21 protein-coding genes are annotated in these 21,573 nt (G+C 66.0%); 10 read left to right on the top strand and 11 right to left on the bottom strand.

The genetic code is table 11. From position 1 onward, the window contains the following. Positions 1–9: 9 nt before the first annotated feature. The 7 genes from RALTA_RS22320 (at position 10) to RALTA_RS22350 (ending at position 8,016) form a co-directional block, all read left to right on the top strand. Positions 10–1,248 (top strand): acyl-CoA dehydrogenase family protein, encoded by a 1,239-nt coding sequence (locus RALTA_RS22320; protein WP_012356206.1) that lies wholly within the window; start codon positions 10–12, stop codon positions 1,246–1,248. A 226-nt stretch (positions 1,249–1,474) separates the two neighbouring features. Then, positions 1,475–2,743 (top strand): SfnB family sulfur acquisition oxidoreductase, encoded by a 1,269-nt coding sequence (locus RALTA_RS22325; protein ID WP_012356207.1) that lies wholly within the window; start codon positions 1,475–1,477, stop codon positions 2,741–2,743. A 1-nt stretch (position 2,744) separates the two neighbouring features. Continuing rightward, positions 2,745–3,995 carry an SfnB family sulfur acquisition oxidoreductase gene (locus RALTA_RS22330; RefSeq protein ID WP_012356208.1) on the top strand — a complete coding sequence of 417 codons (1,251 nt, stop codon included), beginning with the start codon at positions 2,745–2,747 and terminating at the stop codon, positions 3,993–3,995. Then, entirely contained in the window at positions 3,995–5,362 is a 1,368-nt protein-coding gene (locus RALTA_RS22335; protein ID WP_012356209.1) for an LLM class flavin-dependent oxidoreductase, read from the top strand. Before RALTA_RS22330 ends, RALTA_RS22335 begins: the two co-directional genes overlap by 1 nt. A gap of 36 nt (positions 5,363–5,398) precedes the next feature. Further along, positions 5,399–6,226, top strand: a complete 828-nt coding sequence (locus tag RALTA_RS22340; protein ID WP_041232562.1) for a MetQ/NlpA family ABC transporter substrate-binding protein — start codon at positions 5,399–5,401, stop codon at positions 6,224–6,226. A 16-nt stretch (positions 6,227–6,242) separates the two neighbouring features. Continuing rightward, positions 6,243–7,382: a methionine ABC transporter ATP-binding protein gene (locus RALTA_RS22345; protein ID WP_041232563.1), complete on the top strand. Its 1,140-nt coding sequence runs from the start codon at positions 6,243–6,245 to the stop codon at positions 7,380–7,382. Further along, positions 7,363–8,016 carry a methionine ABC transporter permease gene (locus tag RALTA_RS22350; RefSeq protein ID WP_012356212.1) on the top strand — a complete coding sequence of 218 codons (654 nt, stop codon included), beginning with the start codon at positions 7,363–7,365 and terminating at the stop codon, positions 8,014–8,016. Before RALTA_RS22345 ends, RALTA_RS22350 begins: the two co-directional genes overlap by 20 nt. Before the next feature lie 72 nt (positions 8,017–8,088). On the opposite strand, the gene RALTA_RS30415 is transcribed toward RALTA_RS22350, so the two are convergent. Continuing rightward, entirely contained in the window at positions 8,089–8,616 is a 528-nt protein-coding gene (locus tag RALTA_RS30415; RefSeq protein WP_012356213.1) for a DUF5625 family protein, read from the bottom strand. A 587-nt stretch (positions 8,617–9,203) separates the two neighbouring features. On the opposite strand from RALTA_RS30415, the gene RALTA_RS22360 reads away from it, so the two are divergent. Together RALTA_RS22360 and RALTA_RS22365 are read left to right on the top strand one after the other, a co-directional pair. Further along, positions 9,204–9,587 (top strand): hypothetical protein, encoded by a 384-nt coding sequence (locus RALTA_RS22360; protein ID WP_081479511.1) that lies wholly within the window; start codon positions 9,204–9,206, stop codon positions 9,585–9,587. Continuing rightward, positions 9,584–10,042, top strand: a complete 459-nt coding sequence (locus RALTA_RS22365) for a DUF2846 domain-containing protein (protein ID WP_012356216.1) — start codon at positions 9,584–9,586, stop codon at positions 10,040–10,042. The genes RALTA_RS22360 and RALTA_RS22365 overlap by 4 nt, the downstream gene beginning before the upstream one ends. Before the next feature lie 263 nt (positions 10,043–10,305). On the opposite strand, the gene RALTA_RS22370 is transcribed toward RALTA_RS22365, so the two are convergent. Then, positions 10,306–11,304, bottom strand: a complete 999-nt coding sequence (locus tag RALTA_RS22370; protein WP_012356217.1) for an alpha/beta fold hydrolase — start codon at positions 11,302–11,304, stop codon at positions 10,306–10,308. Between the two features lie 575 nt (positions 11,305–11,879). Here RALTA_RS22370 and RALTA_RS29200 point away from each other — a divergent pair. After that, positions 11,880–12,359, top strand: coding sequence for a GFA family protein (locus RALTA_RS29200; RefSeq protein WP_157877226.1), 480 nt, complete (start codon positions 11,880–11,882; stop codon positions 12,357–12,359). 173 nt (positions 12,360–12,532) lie between these two features. Here the strand turns inward: RALTA_RS29200 and RALTA_RS22375 are convergent, their stop codons facing one another. The 9 genes from RALTA_RS22375 to RALTA_RS22415 all read right to left on the bottom strand — a co-directional run bounded on the left by RALTA_RS22375 (position 12,533) and on the right by RALTA_RS22415 (position 21,562). After that, on the bottom strand, positions 12,533–13,564 hold the full coding sequence (locus RALTA_RS22375) for a LacI family DNA-binding transcriptional regulator (protein WP_085960216.1): 1,032 nt from the start codon (positions 13,562–13,564) through the stop codon (positions 12,533–12,535). Positions 13,565–13,648: 84 nt separating this feature from the next. Continuing rightward, positions 13,649–14,632, bottom strand: coding sequence for a tripartite tricarboxylate transporter substrate binding protein (locus tag RALTA_RS22380; protein WP_041232565.1), 984 nt, complete (start codon positions 14,630–14,632; stop codon positions 13,649–13,651). A 42-nt stretch (positions 14,633–14,674) separates the two neighbouring features. After that, on the bottom strand, positions 14,675–15,769 hold the full coding sequence (locus tag RALTA_RS22385) for a porin (protein WP_012356221.1): 1,095 nt from the start codon (positions 15,767–15,769) through the stop codon (positions 14,675–14,677). 133 nt (positions 15,770–15,902) lie between these two features. After that, positions 15,903–16,244, bottom strand: coding sequence for a cupin domain-containing protein (locus RALTA_RS22390; protein WP_012356222.1), 342 nt, complete (start codon positions 16,242–16,244; stop codon positions 15,903–15,905). Next, entirely contained in the window at positions 16,241–17,218 is a 978-nt protein-coding gene (locus tag RALTA_RS22395; protein ID WP_012356223.1) for a quinone oxidoreductase family protein, read from the bottom strand. The genes RALTA_RS22390 and RALTA_RS22395 overlap by 4 nt, the downstream gene beginning before the upstream one ends. Before the next feature lie 40 nt (positions 17,219–17,258). Further along, complete coding sequence (locus RALTA_RS22400) at positions 17,259–18,143, bottom strand: BKACE family enzyme (protein ID WP_012356224.1); 885 nt, start codon at positions 18,141–18,143, stop codon at positions 17,259–17,261. A 38-nt stretch (positions 18,144–18,181) separates the two neighbouring features. Continuing rightward, positions 18,182–18,931, bottom strand: coding sequence for an SDR family NAD(P)-dependent oxidoreductase (locus RALTA_RS22405; RefSeq protein ID WP_012356225.1), 750 nt, complete (start codon positions 18,929–18,931; stop codon positions 18,182–18,184). Between the two features lie 41 nt (positions 18,932–18,972). Continuing rightward, complete coding sequence (locus RALTA_RS22410; RefSeq protein WP_012356226.1) at positions 18,973–19,911, bottom strand: dioxygenase family protein; 939 nt, start codon at positions 19,909–19,911, stop codon at positions 18,973–18,975. 289 nt (positions 19,912–20,200) lie between these two features. Then, a complete protein-coding gene (locus RALTA_RS22415) occupies positions 20,201–21,562 on the bottom strand; it encodes a serine hydrolase domain-containing protein (protein WP_041232567.1) in 1,362 nt (453 codons plus the stop codon). Between the last annotated feature and the right edge of the window lie 11 nt (positions 21,563–21,573).

Raw genomic sequence — 21,573 nt, forward strand, 5'->3', positions numbered from 1 at the left:
CATCCGCCCATGCCACACCCTCTTCCTGCTTCACCTTTCGCCCACGCGGCACCGGCGTTCTCATCGCTCGCCGAGCGCTTTCGGCCGGTGTTCGCACAGATCGCGGCCGGCGCACTCGAACGCGAACGCACGCGCACACTGGCCCACGACGCGGTTGCACTGCTGCGCGACGCCGGCTTCGGTGCATTGCGCGTGCCGCACGAACATGGCGGCCTGGGTGCTTCCGCGTCGCAGCTGTATGCGCTGCTGATCGAACTGGGCGCGGCCGACTCCAACCTGCCGCAGATCCTGCGCGCACACTTCGGCTTTATCGAACGGCTGCATGCCGAAATCGCGCCGTCACGGCGCGCGCCGTGGCTCCGGCTCGCAGCGCAGGGCGCCATCTTCGGCAATGCCGCGATGGAACGCGGCGACGGCCAGCTGGGCCGGTACCGCACGACGCTCGCGCCGGACGGCGCCGGAGGCTGGCGTCTGGACGGAGAGAAGTACTACAGCACCGGCACGTTGTATGCGGACTGGATCGCCGTGTCGGCCACCCGCACCGATGACGGCAGCCCGGCCTATGTGCTGGTACGGGCCGATGCGGCAGGCGTCGACCGGCTCGACGACTGGCATGGCTTCGGCCAACGCCTGAGCGCATCGGGCACGACGCGTTTCCTGGACGTTGCCGTACCCGACGAGCACGTGCTGTCGTTCTCGCGCACGGACCCGACCACGGTCACGGCGTGCTTCCAGCTCGTACACCTGGCCACGCTTGCCGGCATCGCGCGCGCCATCGAGCGCGACGCTGCCGCGTTCGTGCGGCGGCGCAAACGCGTGTACAGCAATGGCAGCGCGCCGACGGCGGCGGAGGATCCGCTCGTGCAGCAGGTGGTCGGCCAGTTGTCGGGCGTCGCCTTCGTGACTCAGGCAACGGTCGGTGCCGTTGCCGCGAAACTCGACCAGGTGGATACGCTGCGCCAGCGCGGCGAAGCGGTGCCGGATGCCCTGCTGCAGGACGTCGAACTCGATGCATCGCGCGCGCAGGTCGGCATGCTCGACCTGGTCCTCGGCGCGGCCGGCCGGCTGTTCGACGTCGGCGGGGCCTCCGCGCTCGACGCCGCGCACCAGCTCGACCGCCACTGGCGCAACGCACGCACACTGGCCTCGCACAACCCGGCCATCTACAAGGCACGAATCGTCGGCGACCATGCGATCAACGGCACGGCGCCGACGTATTACTGGTCGGTCGGTACGCGGGCTGCCTGACAAAGCGCGCCCCCAATGTTTGCTCCCTCCCGCTTGGCGCAGAGGGGGAAAACATTGGTGGGTTCTACGCCATCAACCACCTCACCGTCACCGCAGCCACGCTTCTAAGCATCCTCGGAAATATTCGTGGGAAAGCCGTGGACGCGCATGCTCCAATCAATCGTCAGCCCTTTTCGATGCGAGACACCACCGCCATGCCCGGTGCAACGCATCCTCACGACCTGTCATGACCGATCTCTCCGATATCTACGCAGCCAGGCAGCCCGCCGCTGCCGGGCGTGAACCCGCCCTGCCCGATCCCGCAAGCGTGCGGCGCATCCGCGACGACGCAGAAGCCATCGATGCGGCACGGGCGCTCGCCGAGACATTCCGTGCAGGCGCTTCGGTGCGCGATCGTGAACGCATCCTGCCGTGGGATGAACTCGAGCGCTGGTCCGAAAGCGGACTGGGAGCCATCACCGTGCCCAAAGCCTACGGCGGCGCCGGCGTCTCCCATGCAACGCTGGCCGAGGTTTTTGCGATCCTCAGCGCCGCCGATGCATCGCTGGGCCAGATCCCGCAGAACCACTTCGGCCTGCTTGGCGTGCTGCGCGAAGCGGGAACCGAGGCCCAGAAGCGCCGCTTCTACGCCGAGGTGCTGGCTGGGCAACGCCTCGGCAACGCCGGGCCCGAGCGGCGCTCCGCTGATAGCCAGACCATCCTCGACGGCACCACGCGCCTGCGTCGCACGGCGCATGGGCTGCGCCTGAGCGGCACACGCTTTTACTCCACCGGCGCGCTGTTCGCGCACCGCGTGCCAACGCGTGCGCTCGACGATGAGGGCCGCGCGGTCCAGGTCTGGGTGCCGCGCCATGCCGCCGGCCTGACCGTGGTCGACGACTGGTCGTCGTTCGGCCAGCGCACGACGGCGAGCGGCACGGTGGTGTTCGATCACGTCGCAGTCGCCGAGGACGACGTGATCCCCGTGTGGCAACTGGCTGACCGGCCCGGCCTCTACGGCGCGAACTCGCAACTGATCCAGGCCGCGATCGATCTCGGCATCGCCCAGGCCGCGTTCGACGATGCCATCGCGTTCGTGCGCCAGCACGCGCGTCCGTGGATCGATGCAGGCGTCGCGCGTGCGAGCGAGGATCCGCACCTGATCGGCGACGTTGGCCGCCTGGCGATCGAACTCGACGCCGCGCGCGAAGTGCTGCGCGAAGCCGCGCTGACGCTCGATGCCATCGCGGAGCAACCGGTCACCGAGGTAGGCAGCGCGCAGGCTTCGGTCGCCGTGGCCGAGGCCAAGGTGCTGACCACGGAAGCGGCGCTGCAGGCCAGCGAGAAGCTGTTCGAACTGGCCGGCTCTTCCGCCACCCGCGCCGGGCACAACCTCGACCGCCACTGGCGCAATGCGCGCACGCACACGCTGCACGATCCGGTGCGCTGGAAGCTGCATCTGATCGGCAACTACTACCTGAACAACGCGCTGCCCAAGCGGCACTCCTGGAACTGATATGTCGTTGCTTTTCAATCCGCCGCCCGCCGATGGACGGGCGCAGCCAGCGCCCGCGCCTGCCGTGGTTCCGCATCTTGTCCGCGGCGACGCCGAAGCGATCGCCATCGCGCGCCGGCTCGCCGCGCACTTTGCGCCCGGAGCGGCCCGGCGCGACCGCGAACGGCGCCTGCCCTGGGATGAACTGGAAACCTTCAGCGCCAGCGGCCTGTGGGGCATCACCGTGCCGCCCGAATACGGTGGCGCCGGCGTGTCCAACACCACGCTGGCGGAGGTCATCGCCATCATCGCCGCAGCGGATGGCTCGCTCGGGCAGATTCCGCAGAACCACTTCTATGCGCTGGAGGTGCTGCGTGTTGGCGGCACGCCGGCGCAGCGGGCATTCTTCTATGCGCGCGCACTGGCTGGCGAGCGCTTCGGCAATGCGCTGGCCGAGATCGGCCACAAGGACTTCCGCCGCCGCACGCGGCTGACCCCTGACGGCGACGGCTTCCGCATCGACGGCAAGAAGTTCTATTGCACCGGCGCGCTGTACGCGCACTGGATTCCCACGCTCGTGGTGGCTGAGGAAGCCGGACGCGAAGTCACGCGGCTCGCGTTCGTGCCGCGCACGGCCGACGGTGTCGGCATCACGGATGACTGGGACGGCTTTGGCCAGCGCGTCACCGGCAGCGGCTCGGTGACGTTCGAGAACGTACGCGTCGAGGCCGACTGGGTGGTGCCGTTCCTCGCCTCGTTCGAGCGGCCCACGACCATCGGTCCTTTTGCCCAGTTGCTGCATGCGGCGATCGACCTCGGCATCGGCCGGGGCGCGCTGGCAGCCACGCTGCCATTCCTGCGCGATCACGCACGGCCGTGGATCGATGCCGGCGTGGCACGTGCGGCGGACGACCCGCTGACGCTGCACCAGCTTGGCGAGGTCCAGGTGCGGCTGCGTGCCGCCGAAGCACTGGTGCGCCGCGCCGGCCGTGCCACCGATGCCGCGCAGCGGGCGCCCGGCGAGCAAACCGTCGCGCAGGCATCGCTGGCCGTTGCTGCGGCGCGTGCGCTGACGACGACCACATCGCTGCTTGCCGGCACGCGGCTGTTCGAGCTGGGCGGCACCTCCGCCACGCTCGACAACCAGGGTCTGGACCGCTTCTGGCGCAACGCGCGCACGCATACATTGCACGATCCGGTTCGCTGGAAGTACCACGCGGTCGGCAACTTCCATCTCAATGACAAGCTGCCGCCGCGGCATGGAGCGCTCTGATGGCGAACCATGGACCGCGCAAGCAGATCCTGCTCAACGCGTTCAACATGAACTGCGTGGGGCATATCAACCACGGGCTGTGGACGCACCCGCGCGACCGCTCGGCCGAGTACAACACGCTGGAATACTGGGTGGACCAGGCGCGCACGCTCGAACGCGGCCTGTTCGACGGATTGTTCATCGCCGACATCGTCGGCGTCTATGACGTGTACCGCGGCAACGTCGATGTCACGCTGCAGGAATCGATCCAGCTTCCGGTCAACGACCCGCTGCTCCTCGTCCCCGCCATGGCCGCGGCCACCAGGCACCTTGGCTTCGGGGTCACGGTGAACATGAGCTATGAGCAGCCGTACCTGCTGGCGCGCCGGTTTTCCACGCTGGACCATCTGACGCGGGGACGTGTCGGCTGGAACATCGTGACCGGCTACCTCGACAGCGCGGCGCGCGCCATGGGCCTCGAAGGACAGCTCGCCCACGACGAGCGCTACCACCGCGCCGACGAGTTTCTCGACGTGCTCTACAAGCTCTGGGAAGGCAGCTGGCAGAACGACGCCGTGCTGCGCGACAAGGCCGCGCGCGTGTTCGCCGATCCATCGAAGGTGCGCAAGGTCAGCCACAGCGGGCGCTACTACAAGGTGGACGGCTATCACCTGTCGGAACCCTCGCCGCAGCGCACGCCCGTGCTGTTCCAGGCCGGCAGCTCGGGCCGTGGCCAGCGCTTTGCCGCGCGCCATGCCGAATGCGTGTTCATTTCCCCGCCGAGCAAGGAAGCGGCGCGCAAGACGGTGTCCGCGCTGCGCGAGCAGCTGGTAGCAGCCGGGCGCCGTCCGGACGACGTCAAGGTCTTCATGGGCGCAGCCGTGGTCACGGGCCGCACGGAGGCCGAGGCGCGCGCCAGGCATGCCGAGTATCGCGACTATGCGAGCCGCGAGGCCGGACTCGCCCATTTCGCGGCCAGCACCGGCGTGGACTTCGCGCGCTACGGGCTCGACGACCCCGTGAACTATGAAGGCGGCAACGCCATCGAATCGGCGACAAAGACCGCCGCCCAGCATGGCTGGACGCGCCGCAAGCTGCTGGACCTGTTCGAGCTGGGCGGACGCTACCCGGCCATCGTCGGCGACCCGTCGCAGGTGGCCGACACGCTCGCCGAATGGGTGGACGAGACCGGCATCGATGGCTTCAACCTGAGCCGCACCGTGGTGCCGGAGAGCTACGAGGACTTCGTCGACCTCGTCGTCCCCGCACTGCAGGAGCGCGGCCGCTACAAGACCGCGTATGCCGACGGCACGCTGCGGCACAAGCTGTTCGCCGAAGGCGACCGGCTGCCGGCGCGCCACGCGGCCGACGCGTTCCGTCACGCATGACGCATCCCTCCCTTGTCCGCATTCACCACTGACACCATGAAGATCTCCCGCCTCCTGCCGGCCACCGTTGCCGCCCTGTTTGCTTCGCTAGCGCTGCTGCCGGCCGTCCATGCCGCGCCGCTGCGCATCGGCGTCACACCGGGCGCACTCGCCGACTCCGTCGAAGTAGCGGCCGCCGAAGCTCGCAAGCAGGGCCTCGACGTGAAGGTCGTCGAGTTCACGGACTGGACCACGCCCAATGTCGCGCTGTCGTCCGGCGATCTCGACGTGAACTACTTCCAGCACCAGGCCTTCCTCGACAACGCCGTCAAGGAACGCGGCTACAAGTTCCGCAGCGTGGCGCTCGGCGTGCTGCCGAACATCGGCCTGTATTCGAGCCACGTGAAGCGCTTCGACGAGCTGAAGGAAGGCGCGCGCGTCGGCGTGGCAAGCGATCCGGTCAACCAGGGCCGCGGCCTGTTGCTGCTGCAGAAGGCTGGCCTCGTCAAGCTGCGCGACGGCGTGGGCGCAAAAGGCAGCGTCAACGACATCGTGGCGAATCCGAAGAAGCTCAAGCTGATCGAGATCGAGGGACCGCAACTGGTCCGGGCGCTGGACGACGTAGACCTGGCGCAGGGCTTCCCCGCGCACTTCGTCAACGCCGGCAAGGCCCAGGTGGCCGGTGCCGGGTTGCTGTACTCGGGCATCGACGATACGTATTTCGCGATCCGCTTCGTCACGCGCGAGGACAACGCCGCCGATCCGCGCGTGGCGCGCTTCGTGAAGATCTACCAGGACTCGCCAGCGGTGCGCAAGCAGCTCGGCACGTCCTATGCCAACAACGACAAGCTGTACAGCCTGCCGTGGCTCAAGGCGCAACCGTGACGCACAGGGGACTGCCATGAGCATGACCACTGCTTTGCTGCGCCGCGGGTTCCTGCCCGCGGCGACACGCTCCGACGCCGCTGCCGCCACGCGTGGCGGCCATGCGCGGACCGCGACCGGCGCGGTTCGCTTCGAACGCGTGAGCAAGCGTTATGCGAGCGGCGCCGGTATCGTTCAGGCCCTCAGCGACATTGATCTCGACATACCGCCCGGCGGCATCTTCGGCATCATCGGGCGCAGCGGCGCCGGAAAATCCACGCTGCTGCGCACGATCAACCGGCTCGAGGCGCCGACGGATGGACGTGTGCTGGTCGACGGGCAGGATATTTCGACGCTCGACGAAAACGGCCTCGTGGCACTGCGCCGCCGTATCGGCATGATCTTCCAGCATTTCAACCTGCTTTCGGCGAAGACGGTACGCGAAAATGTGGCGCTGCCGCTGAAGGTAGCCGGCGTGCCGCGCGACGCCATTGGGTGGCGCGTGGACGAGGTGCTCGCCCTGGTTGGCCTCGAAGGCAAGCACGATACCTATCCCGGCCGCCTGTCGGGCGGACAGAAGCAGCGTGCCGGCATTGCGCGCGCGCTCGTACACCACCCCGAGATCCTGCTGTGCGACGAAGCCACCTCCGCGCTGGATCCTGAAACCACGCAATCGATCCTGCAGTTGCTGCGCGACATCAACCAGCGCCTCGGGCTCACCATCGTGCTGATCACGCACGAGATGCGCGTGATCCGCGAAATCTGCGACCAGGTGCTGGTCCTGGAGCACGGCGCCATTGCCGAAGCCGGGCCCGTATGGCAGGTATTCGGACAGCCGCGGCACGCGGCGACGCAGGCGCTGCTGGCGCCGCTGACACCGGGACTGCCGCAAGACCTCGCCGCACGGCTGCTGCCCGAGCCGCCGGCGGGGCCGCACCGGCGCATCGCCGAACTGCACTATGCAGGCAGCGGCGAGCACGCGCCGGACCTCGCCAGCCTCGCCGCCGGACTCGGCACGGGCGCACAACTGCTGCACGGCAGCCTGGACCGCATCCAGGGCCACACGCAAGGCCGCCTGCTGTGGTCGCTGGCAGGCACCGGCACGGATCCGGATTCGCTGCGCTCTCCCCTTTCCCCATACGTGAAAACACTGGGCTATGTCGCCGATTCTTATTGAACGCCTCTGGCAAGGATTCCTCGATACGCTGACGATGGTCGGCGCATCGGCCGCCATTGCGGTGCTGGCGGGTGTGCCGCTCGCGCTGGTGCTCGTGGTCACCGCGCCCGGTGGCATGCGGCCCGCGCCGCGCCTGCATCGCGTGCTCGGCAGCGTGGTCAACAGCTTCCGCGCCACGCCGTTCATCGTGCTGCTGGTGGCGCTGCTGCCGTTCACGCGGCTGGTCGTCGGTGCAACCATCGGCGTCTGGGCCGCGGTGGTGCCGCTGGCCGTCAGCGCCACGCCGTTCTTTGCACGCATTGCCGAAATCAGCCTGCGCGAAGTCGATGCGGGCCTGGTCGAGGCCGCACAGGCCATGGGCTGCCGGCGCCGGCATATCCTGCTTCACGTGCTGCTGCCGGAAGCGCTGCCCGGGATCGTCGGCGGCTTTACCATCACCGTGGTTTCGCTGATTGGCGCCTCAGCCATGGCCGGCGCGGTCGGCGCGGGCGGGCTCGGCGACCTCGCGATCCGGTACGGCTACCAACGTTTCGATACCACGGTGATGGCGGTCGTCATCGTGATCCTGATTGCGCTGGTCACGGTCGTGCAGGCAAGTGGCGACCGCCTGGTGCATCGCCTGCGAGAGCGCTAGACTCTGACGGCGCGGCCGCGAACGGACGAGGCTATTGGCAAGCCCATGGGCACAGATCCAGCACGAATTGGCTCACTTCCCACGGTAAGCTCGGTGGACTGAAAAGATGATCGGTGCGCCTTTCATCTCCGGTGCCGCCTTAGTAGTTTCGACAACAATCCGGTAGCGCCCCTTCTCTAAAGGAAGGGCAGCCATCTCTTTATCGAATTCGTCTTTGCTCCACGAAAACAGGGCAATCTCCTCGACGTTAATCTCGCGGTCAATGACCGTACTTTCGCCTTCCGGCGAGGTTTTTACCACGGTCACTCGTAACGAAAAAGCAACGCCTGGTGTAATGATCTTCCCATTCTTATCACGTTCATAGCTCCCCGACAGTCGCCTGGCTCTGGCTCGATCCGCCTGGTCCCTTTCTCGATACTTAAAGCCAACAATGAAGGCGTAAAGTTGTCGCTCGGGGATTCTGAATTCTCTTTCGATTCGACTTCCAGCCTTGCTTGGGTCCAACGGAACAGTGAAAGGCGGGGTGCCAAAGGCAGCCTGAACGGCATCGACCTGCACAACTGCCAACCAGGCTAACAAAAAAATCAGGAGTTGACGCATGGTCCCGCGATCACGTTCCCGCGTTCCCATTTCAGTTACTCTCTCTTGCCATGTTCGAGGATCCATTTTGCGCGGCGGCCATCGTGGGCAGCTAAAGGCACTGCAGCAGCCTCTTGCGGGAGTACGGCGGCGATACGGTTGACACTGGCTCCTCCGGATACGTCTTCGTATAGCACCATTTCGCGCACAAGGACCCAGCGCAAGAAAGCAGAATTGCGCAGCTTACTGCCAATCCCACTTTAGAGGGGGGCGCGGACGTCTGGCCAGGAAAATTGCGCAGCAATGCGAGCGGATCCGACCATAAGGAACGTTATATCGGCACAGCGGGCGGCAGCTTTAGGCTGGCGGGGCCCGATATACGACCGACGCACTTCCCCAATCCGTCTGTAGCGATTTATTTTTTCGGTAATGGTACTGAATGGAATATGTTTGGCACCATTCAGCGTACGTTGCGGTTTTCATACAAATCCCATCAGTCTGGGGTGCGACGGCATTTTACGTGGCGGTGTCATTTGCTATCTTTCTCGCCATGCTACGACCTGACGCCTACGCGATGGCCCGCAGGGCGCACCAATAATAACCGACCTATGAAAAATCGACTCTTGTTGATTGCCTTGCTAACACTTGCAGGGTGTGCCCCGATGATCCAAACGGCACCGGTGCAACTGACGCCGCTCACGGATGATGCGGTGGTGCCAGCCATCCGTTTCGAGACCAGCACCGACCTTCGTCTCGATACCGGCTACACCCGAACGCTTGCCCGCAGTTCGATCTGGAAGCCGGCTGGGCGGTTGCCGCAGGGGACAGTCTATCGGCCCGCAGGCACGGTCTTCACGATCGAAGGCCGGCAGGTACATGAGGCGTATCTCGTCATTCAAGGCAAGCGGCTTGTCGGCTTCTACCTTCCGGGTGAGCAGAGCTACTCACCTCTTTCTATGGCAGTTCCAATTACAACAGGGGAAATACAATGAAACAAGTCGCACGCATGCTGGTTGCCGCGGTAGCCGCTACGTCGCTGCTGGCTGGTTGCGCCTCCGGGGTCAAGCATAGCGAGATGGCCGCATCGATTCCGACTGTGAAGGCGGGCGAAGGGCGCGTCTACTTTCTACGGTCCGCATCGATGTTCGGCGCTGCCATTCAGCCCGATATCCGTCTGAACAACGAAGTAGTGGGCGAATCGAAGCCCGGTGGCTTTTTCTTTGTCGATCGTCCGGCTGGCAAGTACGTCGCGTCGGCTGCTACGGAAACCGAGAAGACGCTCAGTTTCGTGCTTGATGCCGGCGAAACAAAGTACGTGCGAAGCTCGCCTTCGCTGGGTCTGATGGTAGGCCGTGTCGTGCTCGAACTCGAGACGCCCGAAAAAGCGAAGGAAGAACTATCTTCGCTGAGCTACACCGGTGTGCCGGTCAAGACCGCTGCCAAGTAAGGTCCAGCCCCGCCGGAGGCGGAACGAGCCTCCGGCATTCTTTCCTTCCGCACTGAGACAACGACCCGACAGCCGGATGTCGGTTGAGCGTCTGGTTAGGTCGAAGCCCATCAGGCCTCAAGCGAGAAATTGAAGCCCCGCGTAGGGTTGTAGGCCCGGTGGAGCCACTGCGGCGTGCCGTTCTGTGGCAGATCTTGCTCTGCGGCGTTCGATGGCCGTTATGCCATCGCCCGTGGGACGGCGATCGCTCCCTTGCCCTCACTTCATTGAACAGATTGGATGAACGGTGCACCTGAGGCGCCCGTCATTCGTTCCACTGTCCGCGCGATATCCTCCGTCGCCGCATAGTGGACCATGTGGCCCACGCCGGGAACGAGCACCAGCGTACTATTTGGCAATTCACGATGCAGTGCGGTCGAATGCGAGGCTGCGTCGACGATTTTATCCCCCGCTCCCGCCACCAGCGTCACGGGAACTTGCAGTCCGGCATAGAGCTCGCGGAATTCTGAAACGGCTGGGATCATGAATGCCGCATCCTCCGCCGCAGCATTGATCTGCGACGGTCGCAGCAGCATCTCGCGGGAAATCAAGTCAAAAAAGATTGGGGGGGGCTGCGCCGGGGCGAACATTTGCCGCAACGCGCGCTTCAGAAGCAGTCGTCCGGCCAGGGGCGCCACGGTATAGCGGAGCGCGTCACCTACCACAGGGATGGCTGCAGGCGAAGTCAGCAGGACGTCCACCCTTGCGGATGGATAGTAGTAACCGGAAATCAGCACAAGGCCGCGAACGTTCACTGTGGATTCAAGCGCCATGCCAAGCGCCACCAGTGTGCCCAGTGAATGCGCTACTACCAGGGGACGCTCGACCCCCAGCTGTGCCAAGGCTTTTCGCAACAAAGCCGCCTGCGCCCGGGGTGTCCACCGACGGTCCCGCGGGCGTTGGCTATGCCCAAAGCCGGGGCGGTCGAACAGGATGACCCGGTGCCGCTTGGATAAAGATCTTAGCAATCCACTGGCGACATAGTCCTGAAGCAGCACTGCATTGCCGTGAAGGAGCACCACAGCTGGACCTTCGCCTTCGTCGATGTAATGCAATTGCACCCCGTCGACCGTGAGAAAGCTTCCCTGCGGTGGATGGTCACGCTCTGCCTGGCGCGCGCGGTGATGCACCCACGCGGCGGTTCCAGCCACTGCAACGACGCTGGCCAAAGTAGCGAACACACCCGTTGACGATGCATGGGACTTGCTGTTGGACGTGGACATAGGATTCTCGGGTGGAAGAGAAGGCGTTGTGGCTTCGCTTGACACAAAAAAAACGTCTGGAGAGATGACGTCATCGCGAAGGCAAACCGAATGATGGGGCTGGGGAACGCAATTCTCGTGCCGTCACGCGACAACAATTTCCTGGAGCCCCGTACTGGGTCCAAAAGGGGGCCACCCGCGGCTTTACCAGAGGCAGCGTGATCGGGCTTTCACCCGCCGCGCAGCAAACTGAGATCACTCCGTGGCGAGGAGCAATTTAGGCGTGGAGTATTGTAGAAAGCAGCGTGCGAGCCATGGCTGACCGGTCGCGTACATATCCCCGAGAGGTGTAGTCAGTGCCGCCCCACGCGAAAAACGGTTCGTGACTGCAGACGCGCCTTGTCGCAACCCGTCCTGCTTCACTCGGGGACGGCGCTTGTCGGCCATGAACCGCCGGACGCGATACGGCAGACCTAGGTCCGACCTACATGCAAAACGGACGCTCATAGGAACTCTCGACTTGCACTCAGCCAAGCGCGTGCGGAAGGCGTAAGATGCCGCGGAGCCACAAATTTCGTAAGTCTTCGAAACTCCAAATGAATCAGCGCGCATCGTCTTACAAAGGAGCCTGCCTTTGCGGGCAAGTGGAGTTTGAGCTTGCTGGTGAGCCTCTCACCTTCTATGTATGCCACTGCACCGTGTGCCAACGTCGAACCGGGGGGGCGGCCCTCCCCGTCATGCTGGTCCCCAGAACTCATCTGCATATTCTGTCGGGCGAAGCTCCTCTAGTAGAGTTCCAGGTCAACGAAAAGCATCGACGGCGTAGCCGAATATGCCCGCGTTGTGAGACGCGACTTTGGGCAGAACCCTTGGACAAGCCCAACATCTCGATACTCAGGCCGGGTAACCTGTACGATCAGCGGAGCTTCGAACCGGTTGCTCACGTCTACACGCGTAGTAAGCAATCCTGGTTTCTCATTCCAGACTCGGTGGCTCAATTCGAGACCTATCCTGCGGACCCAAAGATGCTAATTACTCTGTGGCAGCAAGGAAGGAGGAGTGGCGCGGGCGATTAGTGCCTGCTTCTACGACTGCCGCTCGAGCCATCTGGTCAGCTTCCGAACGCCGCATTGCCGCTCATCGGCTGACATTGGTCCCTCGCCCCTCATCGGCCATTACGGGTCGGCAAGAGCCACTGAGATCCGGTGAGAAGTTGTGCAATGAGAAGTGCCCAAAATGGGCCGGCGTTTCACGCCATGCGCGGCGCCGCCGTGGATCCCCGCACGATGAGGTGGGGCTGCAATTGCACCGTGACCGGATCCGAGGCCGGCTTGCTGATCTTCCTGAGCAGAAGGCGCGCCGCCTCCTCGCCCATCTCGTGCACGGCGATCCGGATCGTCGTCAGCGGCGGCGTGAGGGCATCGACGAATGGCATGTCGTTGTGGCCGATGACCGAGATGTCGTCGGGGCAACGCAGGCCCTGCTCGCGCAGGTAGTCGTAGCAGCCCATCGCGACCAGGTCATTGGCCGCCGCAATCGCGGTCAGGGCGGGAAACACGGTCATCAGCTGCGCGCAGGCGACCCGGCCCGCATTGCGGGAATAGCTGGATGCCTCGACCACGTGCCAGTCCGCACGACGCAGGCGATGGCGCCTGACGGCCTGGATAAAGCCCTCGCGGCGCAGGTAGCCGGTTGACAGCGATGCCGGCCCGGCGATATGCCCGATGCGGCGATGGCCCAGCTCCATCAGGTGATCGACGGTCAGCTGCATGGCGCGCACGCTGTCGCTCACGACGGAGGACACGCTGCCCGATCCTTCGCCGCGGTTGACCGTCACCACCGGGACGTGCCGTGCCAGGCAATACTCGAGCACCGGATCCTCGCGTTCCGCGGTGGCAAGCACCAGCCCTTCTACCTGCCGCCCGAGCAGTTGGTCGATCACGAACCGCTGCCGGCCCTTGTCGCTTCCGGCATTGACGACGATCGGCACATAGCCCTGCTGCGCGAGCACGACCTCGATCCCGGCCAGGATCGGCGGAAACACCGGGTTGGCAATATCGGGCAACACCACGCCGATCAGCCCGGAGCGCTGGGTGCGCAGGCCGGCGGCAATGCGGTTGGGGGAAAAGCCGCGCGCCTCGGCAACGGCCAGCACCCGTGCCGCCACGTCCTCTGCCACGAGATGCCGCGTCGCCGGGTTCATCACCCGCGACACGGTCGAGTAATGCACGTCGATCTCGGCAGCCAGGTCTTTGAGGGTGAGGCGCTTGCGCTGGGGCATGTAGGGTGAGGGCCGGGAAGGATGGAAGTACGCCATTTTAAGCCAGCGCGCAATCCGTCTCCCGGCGCCCCGCTCCGCTCGGCGCTACTGCCCCGCAAGCGCCCCGGACTGGCGGATGACCGGCGCAAGCTTGCCGATCTCGGCCTGGATATACGACGCGAATTCCTGCGGCGACGAGCGTTTCGGCTCTGCTCCCTGCGCCGCCAGGCGTTCGCGCACGTCGGGCGCGGCCAGCGCCTTGCCGATTTCCGCGTTGAGGGTATCGACGATCTCCTTCGGAGTGCCGGCCGGCGCCAGGATGCCAAACCACGAGTCGAAGGCATAGCCCGGCAAGCCGGACTCTGCCACGGTCGGAATATCGGGCAGCGAACTGCTGCGCCTGGCCGTGGTGACCGCCAGCGCGCGCAGCTTGCCCTGCCGCACGAACGGCATGGCCGACACCGTCGGGGCGAACATCATGTCGCCGCGGCCGGCCATGACGTCGGTCAGCGCCTCGCCCGTGCCCTTGTACGGGATATGGACGATGTCGATACCCGCCTGCATCCTGAACATCTCGCCGCTGAGATGCGTGGAGCTGCCGGAGCCGGCCGAATCGAAATTCAGCTTTCCTGGCGCCGCCCGGGCAGCCGTCACCAGGTCGTGCACCGATTTGTACTTGCTGCCGGCGTTGACGACCAGCACGTTGGGCACCGTAGCCACCAGCGACACCGGCGCGAAGTCCTTGACCGTGTCGTAAGCCAGCCTGGGATACAGCGTGGCGTTGATGGCATGGCCCACCGACACCAGGATCAGCGTGTAGCCATCCGGCGCCGCCTTGGCAACGCCGGTCGCGCCGAGCGTGCCGCCGGCGCCCGGGCGGTTGTCGACGATCACCTGGTAGGTACCGCCTTCGCTCATCTTGGTGCCGATGATGCGCGCCAGGATGTCGGTGGCGCTGCCCGCCGAAAACGGCACCACCAGGCGGATCGGCTTGGCAGGGTACGGCGCCTGGGCCACCGCGGCGGGCGCGGCGGCAAGCATCAACGATGAACTCAGCGCCACCACGGCGCCTCGGATGGATCGAATCATGGTCTGTCTCCTCACTACCGGATCGGTTCTAAGCGGCATGCCTCAGAAGACATGGCGCATGCCCAGGGCAAAGGTCTGGGGGTCCGCGCCGGCGCTAACACCCAGTTCATTGATGGCAAAGTCGTAGATCGCATTGCGCTTGTTATTGATTCGGCTGTAATAGGCGTACAGCGCGGTGCGTTTGGACAGCGGATAGTCGTAGCCCACCGTCACCTGCGTGGCGCCCGTCTCCGCGCCGCTGCGGAAAAAGCCCACCGTCTCGGTGGCGTCGCCTGCGCCATTGCCGGCCAGCGCCACGCCCACGCGCACGCTGCCCGGGCCCAGCTTCTGCACCAGCGACGCGTAATAGGCGTTACGCGTCAGATCGCCGGTGGCGGTGCGGTAGTGCAGCCGTTCATAGACCAGCGCAACGGTCGTGCTGGGAAACTTGTAGGACACGCCCGCCTTGATCGCATCGTCATTGCGGCCCGCGGTCTGGTAGTGCTGGTGGAGTTCGTACGCCAGCACCACGTTGAGCGGACCGCTGTCATAGGCCGCGGAAAAGGAGTACAGCCCCGGATTGCGCGGCACGCTGATCTTCTCCTCGTTGACACCCCAGGCCGCGGCACCGCTGAACCCTGCCAGCGAGGGCGTCTTGTAGACGACGATGTTCTTCTGGCGACGGTCGAAGGCGCTGGTGTCCTGCACGTTGTCCGTGCTCGACGCCGACCCGTTGCCCATCAGCGCCATGTATCCGGCGGTGGTCGGGTAGTACGGGTCATAGCCCGCGGTCGCCTCGGTATAGGGCGTCTGCCAGTGGCCCATGAACACGGTGCCGGCCTTCCCCTGCAGGCCGATGCGCGAATTGCGGCCGGCGATCTGGCCCTGGCCGTTATCCAGCGACAGGTTGCTCTCGATCTGCCAGATGGCCTTCAGGCTGCCGCCCAGTCCTTCTTCTCCTCGCATGCCGAAGACGGAGCGGTTGTTGGTCAGCCGGCCCGTGCCGCCGAGATGCGTGCCATCGGTGGCCGTGTTGGCGCGGGCATATTCCAGTGCCGTGTTAAGGCGCCCATACAGGGTCACGCTGGACTGGGCGCCAGCCTGCCCGGCCCAGCCGGCCGCGGCGCTCGCGGCCAGCAGCCAGGCCCTTCTGCGCATGGGGGCGATTGTCATCGGTGTCTCCCTTTCCTTGTTGTGGTTGTCGCTGTGGTGGTGTCGTGGTTGTTGTCGCGCTTGTGCCCGGCAGGCGATCCACTGCTATTGCAATCGTTTGCAGAATAGCGCCAAAAAATCAGCCTGGCGGAAACGGCATCGCCAGCAGCAGCATCGCCGCTCGATTGCCCGGATTCGACACCTGGCGCGACTCCCCCGGCGCAAGCCGGACCGAATCGAACTGTCCCAGCAGTGCCGTTTGTTCCGTCGTGCGGATGCAGACCTCGCCCTCCAGCACGACGTAGTGCTTCTCCACCGCCGAGGCATCGAGCGCGGTATGCCCGCCCGGCAGCAGCACCGAGACGCCGAGCCACAGGGACGCCGCGGGCCCCGCTTCATGGCCTTGCAGGCGCAGGCAATGCATGCCCTCATGGTTGGCCGGAAAATACGCCGGCGCCTGGGCGAACCGTGTGATGTTCATGGCTTGAGCACCACCCGCTCGGTCGCGCCCTGCAGCACCGCACGATAGGCCTCCCTGGCCTGCGCCAGCGAATAGGTGTAGTCGGGCAGCACCGGGAACGGCCGCAGCTTGCCGCTGGCGAACATCGGCGCAAGCTGGTCCAGGATGCGCGCGCAGGCGTTGCTGTCGAGCGCCAGCGTATCCACGCCCACATAGGTGTGCTGGCCGCGATAGAAGGCGAAGATATCGAACGGCACCGGCTTCTCGATGGTCGAGATAAAGATCTGCGTGGCGCCGATCGCCATGCTGCGGTTGGCCTGTTCGAAATACGGGCTGCCGACGGTGTTGTAGACGATGTCCGCGCCGTGCCCGCCGGTCTCCTCGCGCACGACCTCGGCAATCGGCTCGCGGCTGGCATCGATCATGCGGACGGTGCCGCTCGAATGGCCGCGGTAAGGCTGGGCCGTCCGCTCCACGGCAAAGACACGCGCGCCCCGCGCCGTGGCGATCTGGATGGTGGCCTGCCCGACCTTGCCATTGCCGCCGCACACCAGCACCGTGCTGCCGGCCTGCGGCATGCCCGCGCGGCGCAATCCTTCATAGGCCGTGATGAACGGCACGCCCACCGCGCCCGCTTCCAGCAGCGATACCGATTCCGGCTTGGCGCGCACCGACGCGGCGTCGATGCGCAGGTACTTGCCGTGCGTGCCGTCGCGGCGAATGCCCAGCTCGCCGCCGCTGCCCCACACCTGCAGCCCCAGCAGTTGCGACGGGCCTTCGACCACCAGGCCGGCATAGTCTCGGCCGGGCGTGCGCGGCCAGACCGCATGCGGCATCAGGCCCAGCGTGGCCTTGACGTCGCTGGGGTTGACCCCGGCACTGGCGATTTCGATGATGCACTGGTCAGCCGCCGCTTGCGGACGCGGCAGGCCCAGCAGTTCCAGCTGCAGGGTCTCGATATCGGTGGCTTTCTGGTTGACTCGAATAGCGTTCATGATGGCTTCGGTTTTGGTTGGAATCCGGTGCGGCGTTGCTTCAGGCCTCGCGCAGGCCCAGCGTGCGGCGCGCCTGCGCCGGCGAGGCCAGCTCGCCGCCGAGCGATCGGACAATATCGCGCGCCCTGGCGACCAGCGCGGCGTTGTCGGGCGCGAGCACGCCCTTCTCCAGGTAGATGTTGTCTTCCAGGCCGACGCGCACATGGCCGCCGGCGAGCCACGCCTGCGCGACGATGGGAAATTCCGCGCGGCCGATGCCGAAGGCGGACCAGTGCGCGCCCGCGGGCAGCATGTTGCGGGCATAGAAAATTGTTTCCGGCGTCGGCGCAAAGCCATACTTGACGCCCAGCACGAAGGTCCAGAGCCCGGGACCGTCCAGCACCCCTTCGCGGATGAAATCGAGGGCCATGTTGAGGTCTCCCGAATCGAAGATCTCCAGTTCCGGCATCACGCCGGCGGCGCGGATGATGCCCGCCATCTTGCGCACGTTGGCGGGCGTATTGATCACCACGTCGGCACCGGAATTCATGGTGTTCAGGTCTAGCGAGCATACGTCCGGCCGCAGCGCGGCAATGTGTTCGACGCGCTTCGACGGATGCAGCAGCGTGGTCCCGGGCGCGGCCACGCGCGGCTCGTGCTCGCTCGGCACGAAGCGCCCGCCCGGTCCCGTGGTGAGATTGATGATCAGCGAACGGTTGCGCTTGCGGATCCGGTCCATGACGTCGGCGTAGTAGTCGAGCGACATCGACGGGCGCCCGGTCTCCGGGTCACGCACATGGATATGGGCGGCGGCGGCGCCCGCCTCGGCGGCCTCCAGCGCGGCATCGGCGATCTGTGCCGGCGTGACGGGCAGGCCGGGGTGCTGCTCCGGGGTGACGATGTTGCCCGTCACCGCGCAGGTAATGATGGTCTTGCGTGCATGCATGGCGTTTCCAGGGGTTGCGTGATTGGCGTGGCTGGGCGCTAGCCCAGCTGGCGGCCGCCATCGACGACGATGGTGGTGCCGGTGGTGAAGCGCAGTGAAGTGGCACAGGCGGCGATGGCATCGGCCACGTCCTGGGCCTGGCCGATGCGGCGCAGCGGCGTGGTCCGGGCAGCGCGCTCGTTGAAGCCGTCATCGCGCCCCGGCACGAAGCCGGTGTCGACCACGCCCGGCGAGACGTTGAGCACGCGGATCGCCGGGGCCAGCGCGCGTCCCAGCGATATCGCCATGGCGTCCAGGCCGGCCTTGGCCGCGCAGTAGGCGACGTTGCTGCCCTGCCCGGTGCGGCCCGCGATGGAGCCCACATTGACCACCAGCCCGTCGCCGTTGGCACGCAGCAGCGGCGCGAAGGCGCGGATCGCGGCGAACTGGCCGCGCCAGTTGACGGCGAACAGCGCGTCGATCAGGGCGTCGTCCAGCGCGTCGAGGTCGGCATGCGGAATGGCGCGGGTAAAGCCCGCGCAGTTCACCAGGATATCGACGCGACCGTAGTGATGGCAGATGTCGTCGGCCAGCTTGCGCAGCGATGCGCTGTCACCGATGTCGGCCACCGCGGCCAGGTGGTTGCCGGCCGGCAGCGCGGCCGCGGCGCTGGCCGCCTTGTCGGCATCGCGGCCGGCCAGCACGATGCTGGCGCCCAGGCGCGCCAGCGTTTCACCGGCCGCCAGGCCAATGCCACCGCTGCCGCCGAGGATCACGGCTACCTTGCCGGAAAGAGAAGATGCGCTCATGGTTTCGATGTGGGTCGTCAGGGATGATGCGAAAGCAGCGCTCAGTCGATGGGCGGCTTGGGAAAGGTCTGCTCGCCGGGCTCGAGCGTGAAGTCAAAGCCGAGCGTAAAGAATGGCACCGGCACGTTGCCCCACGGGCTGTGCCCGTGGTCGTGCCGTTGCAGCTGGCCGACGAGCTGCCGGTGCACACCAAAGGTGACATCGGATTCCAGCTGGGCCGGTTCGTCGGCGAATACCTGCGTCACCAGCGTGCGGTAGCCCGGTGCCGCGACGATGAAATGGATATGCGCCGGCCGGTACGGATGGCGTCGCTGCGCGGCCAGCAGGGTGCCCACCGGGCCGTCGGTCGGCACCGGATAGCCTGCCGGGCGCACGGAGCGGAAATGGTAGTGGCCGCCTTCATCGGCATGGAAGCAGCCGCGCAGATTGCGGTCGGGCTGGTTCGGATCCTGGTTGTCGTACAGCCCCACCGGCGAAGCCTGCCAGACCTCGACCAGCGCCCCCGGCAGCGGCGTGCCGTCGGTGGCGCGCACCGTGCCGCTGACGAACAGCGGGAGGCCGGGCGCGTTGTCCTGGACCACGCAGTCGCCGCACGCATAGCGCGGCGCATTGGCGCGGTAGAACGGTCCCAGCAGCGCCCCGGGCGTGCGTCCGTGCCGCGTGCCGTTGTTCATCACGGTCACCAGCGTCGACAATCCGAGCACGTCCGCGGCCAGCACGACTTCGTTGTGCGTGGCATGCGTGGCCTGGCCCAGGCGGGCCACGAACTCGAGCGCGAACTCGAATTCCGCATCGGTCAGGTGCGCTTCCCGCAGAAAGGCATGCAGGTGCCTGACCAGGGCACCCATGACAAAGCGCAGGCGCGGATCGGACGTCTTCGCCATCGCGGCCTCGACGATGTGGGTGACCGACTGCTCGTCGTCGATCAGCGACAGCGGGCGGTCCAGGGATCGCTGCTCGTGTTCCAGGTACGTATCCATCTGCCCTCCTTTGCAAACGTTTGCAGTGCCTTGCATTATCGTCGCCAGCGAAATCCGGTCAAGGTGATTTCGCTGCGCGGTGCCGGCCGAATGGCACGACAGCGTCGATTAGCTCAATAGATTCAAGGCGCTACGGCGCGGCGTCGGGAGAAACCCTGAGGCGTAGCAAAGTGCGGAGATAGCAAAGAAGATGGCGCGCCGGCGCTGGCACCAGCGCCACGGCAAGGGTCGCGCGGACCGGGTTCCGGTACGTGGGCTTGCGCGGCAGCCCACGTACCGTTGCACCCCGCTATCGCGACAGCGCTTCCGCCACTGCCCTGAACGCGCGGAACGTAATCGCGTTGTTGGCGGCGTTGCCGGCCACAGGATGCGAGGCGTAGCGCACGATCGTCAGTTCGGCTTGCGGGTCGATGTAGATGCGCTGGCCGTGGATGCCGGCGGCCTGGAACATGCCATGGCTGTCGTGCGAGACCCACCACATGTCGCGGTAGCTCCAGCCCGGCAACACCGCGGCGCTGCCGGACCTGGCAAACAGCTCGCGGCTGCCGCCGCGGCGGATGTCGGCCACGACCGACGCCGGGATGATCTGCCTGCCGTTGAAGCGCCCGTTGCCGCGGATGGTCTCGCCAAAGCGCGCGAGGTCACGCAGCGTGGTGTTCAGGCCGCCGCCGCCGGATTCGGTGCCGATGCTGTCGACCGTGAAATAGGCGTCCTGCTCGGCGCCCATCGGCTGCCAGATCCGCTCGGACAGCAGCTTCGCCAGCGACTGGCCCGAGGCGCGGCGCACGATCCACGCCAGCACCTCGGCATTGACCGTCTTGTAGGCAAACGCGGCATCGTGGCCGCCGTCCTTCTGCAGCGTCTTGAGGAAGTCATAGAACGTGCCGGGGCCGTTGTAGCTGGCCGGGCGGGCCAGCATGCCGCCGGCGCGCGCGTAGTCCCACACCTCGGCCCTGGGATCGGCATAGTCCTCCGAGTAGCGCACGCCGATGGTCATGTCCATCACCTGCCGCACCGTGGCATCGCCGTATGCCGTGCCGGCCATCTCCGGCAGGTAGCGCGTCACCGGCGCGGCCGGGTCCAGCTTGCCCTCTGCCGCCAGCATGGCGGCCAGCGTGCCGACGAACGACTTGGTCACCGACATCGCGATATGGGGCGTATGGCTGTCGAGCGCGCCGAAATAGCGCTCGTAGATGACCTTGCCCTTGTGCATCACCAGGATGCCGTCGGTATAGGTCAGTGCCAGCATCTCGTCGAAGGTGCGGCGCGTACCGTCGGCATCGGTGAACGGGATCGCGCCGATCGGCTGTTCCGCGCGCGGCAGCACGCTGGCCGGGCCGGCTCCGCGCCATACCGATGCGGTCGGCACCAGTTCGCGCACGTGCGAAAACAGCCAGCGATTGCGTGGAAATTGGTTGCCCCCCGGTACATGGGTGATCAGCTTGTCCGGAGGCGGGGGAAAGCCCTGCATCCAGCCGACGACGTTCGGGTCGGTGGCCAGCGCCGCGGCCACCGTCGTCGCCGGTGCGGCGGGCGCGGCAGCAGCGTTGGCGGCGGGCTGGCTCGACGCCGGCAGGCTTGCCGCGAACAGGGCCACGCCAGCCAGGCTTCGCCATGGCCGCGGGGATTTCCGATGGGGCTTCCACAACATGCTGTCTCCTT

Source organism: Cupriavidus taiwanensis LMG 19424 (assembly GCF_000069785.1).
Lineage (GTDB): Bacteria > Pseudomonadota > Gammaproteobacteria > Burkholderiales > Burkholderiaceae > Cupriavidus > Cupriavidus taiwanensis.

Bases quoted from the DNA above. Each gene is read 5' to 3' on its own strand.
- RALTA_RS22320 (WP_012356206.1), top strand. From the start codon at position 10: ATGCCACACCCTCTTCCTGCTTCACCTTTCGCCCACGCGGCACCGGCG.
- RALTA_RS22325 (WP_012356207.1), top strand. From the start codon at position 1,475: ATGACCGATCTCTCCGATATCTACGCAGCCAGGCAGCCCGCCGCTGCC.
- RALTA_RS22330 (WP_012356208.1), top strand. From the start codon at position 2,745: ATGTCGTTGCTTTTCAATCCGCCGCCCGCCGATGGACGGGCGCAGCCA.
- RALTA_RS22335 (WP_012356209.1), top strand. From the start codon at position 3,995: ATGGCGAACCATGGACCGCGCAAGCAGATCCTGCTCAACGCGTTCAAC.
- RALTA_RS22340 (WP_041232562.1), top strand. From the start codon at position 5,399: ATGAAGATCTCCCGCCTCCTGCCGGCCACCGTTGCCGCCCTGTTTGCT.
- RALTA_RS22345 (WP_041232563.1), top strand. From the start codon at position 6,243: ATGAGCATGACCACTGCTTTGCTGCGCCGCGGGTTCCTGCCCGCGGCG.
- RALTA_RS22350 (WP_012356212.1), top strand. From the start codon at position 7,363: ATGTCGCCGATTCTTATTGAACGCCTCTGGCAAGGATTCCTCGATACG.
- RALTA_RS30415 (WP_012356213.1), bottom strand. From the start codon at position 8,616: ATGCGTCAACTCCTGATTTTTTTGTTAGCCTGGTTGGCAGTTGTGCAG.
- RALTA_RS22360 (WP_081479511.1), top strand. From the start codon at position 9,204: ATGAAAAATCGACTCTTGTTGATTGCCTTGCTAACACTTGCAGGGTGT.
- RALTA_RS22365 (WP_012356216.1), top strand. From the start codon at position 9,584: ATGAAACAAGTCGCACGCATGCTGGTTGCCGCGGTAGCCGCTACGTCG.
- RALTA_RS22370 (WP_012356217.1), bottom strand. From the start codon at position 11,304: ATGTCCACGTCCAACAGCAAGTCCCATGCATCGTCAACGGGTGTGTTC.
- RALTA_RS29200 (WP_157877226.1), top strand. From the start codon at position 11,880: ATGAATCAGCGCGCATCGTCTTACAAAGGAGCCTGCCTTTGCGGGCAA.
- RALTA_RS22375 (WP_085960216.1), bottom strand. From the start codon at position 13,564: ATGCCCCAGCGCAAGCGCCTCACCCTCAAAGACCTGGCTGCCGAGATC.
- RALTA_RS22380 (WP_041232565.1), bottom strand. From the start codon at position 14,632: ATGATTCGATCCATCCGAGGCGCCGTGGTGGCGCTGAGTTCATCGTTG.
- RALTA_RS22385 (WP_012356221.1), bottom strand. From the start codon at position 15,769: ATGCGCAGAAGGGCCTGGCTGCTGGCCGCGAGCGCCGCGGCCGGCTGG.
- RALTA_RS22390 (WP_012356222.1), bottom strand. From the start codon at position 16,244: ATGAACATCACACGGTTCGCCCAGGCGCCGGCGTATTTTCCGGCCAAC.
- RALTA_RS22395 (WP_012356223.1), bottom strand. From the start codon at position 17,218: ATGAACGCTATTCGAGTCAACCAGAAAGCCACCGATATCGAGACCCTG.
- RALTA_RS22400 (WP_012356224.1), bottom strand. From the start codon at position 18,143: ATGCATGCACGCAAGACCATCATTACCTGCGCGGTGACGGGCAACATC.
- RALTA_RS22405 (WP_012356225.1), bottom strand. From the start codon at position 18,931: ATGAGCGCATCTTCTCTTTCCGGCAAGGTAGCCGTGATCCTCGGCGGC.
- RALTA_RS22410 (WP_012356226.1), bottom strand. From the start codon at position 19,911: ATGGATACGTACCTGGAACACGAGCAGCGATCCCTGGACCGCCCGCTG.
- RALTA_RS22415 (WP_041232567.1), bottom strand. From the start codon at position 21,562: ATGTTGTGGAAGCCCCATCGGAAATCCCCGCGGCCATGGCGAAGCCTG.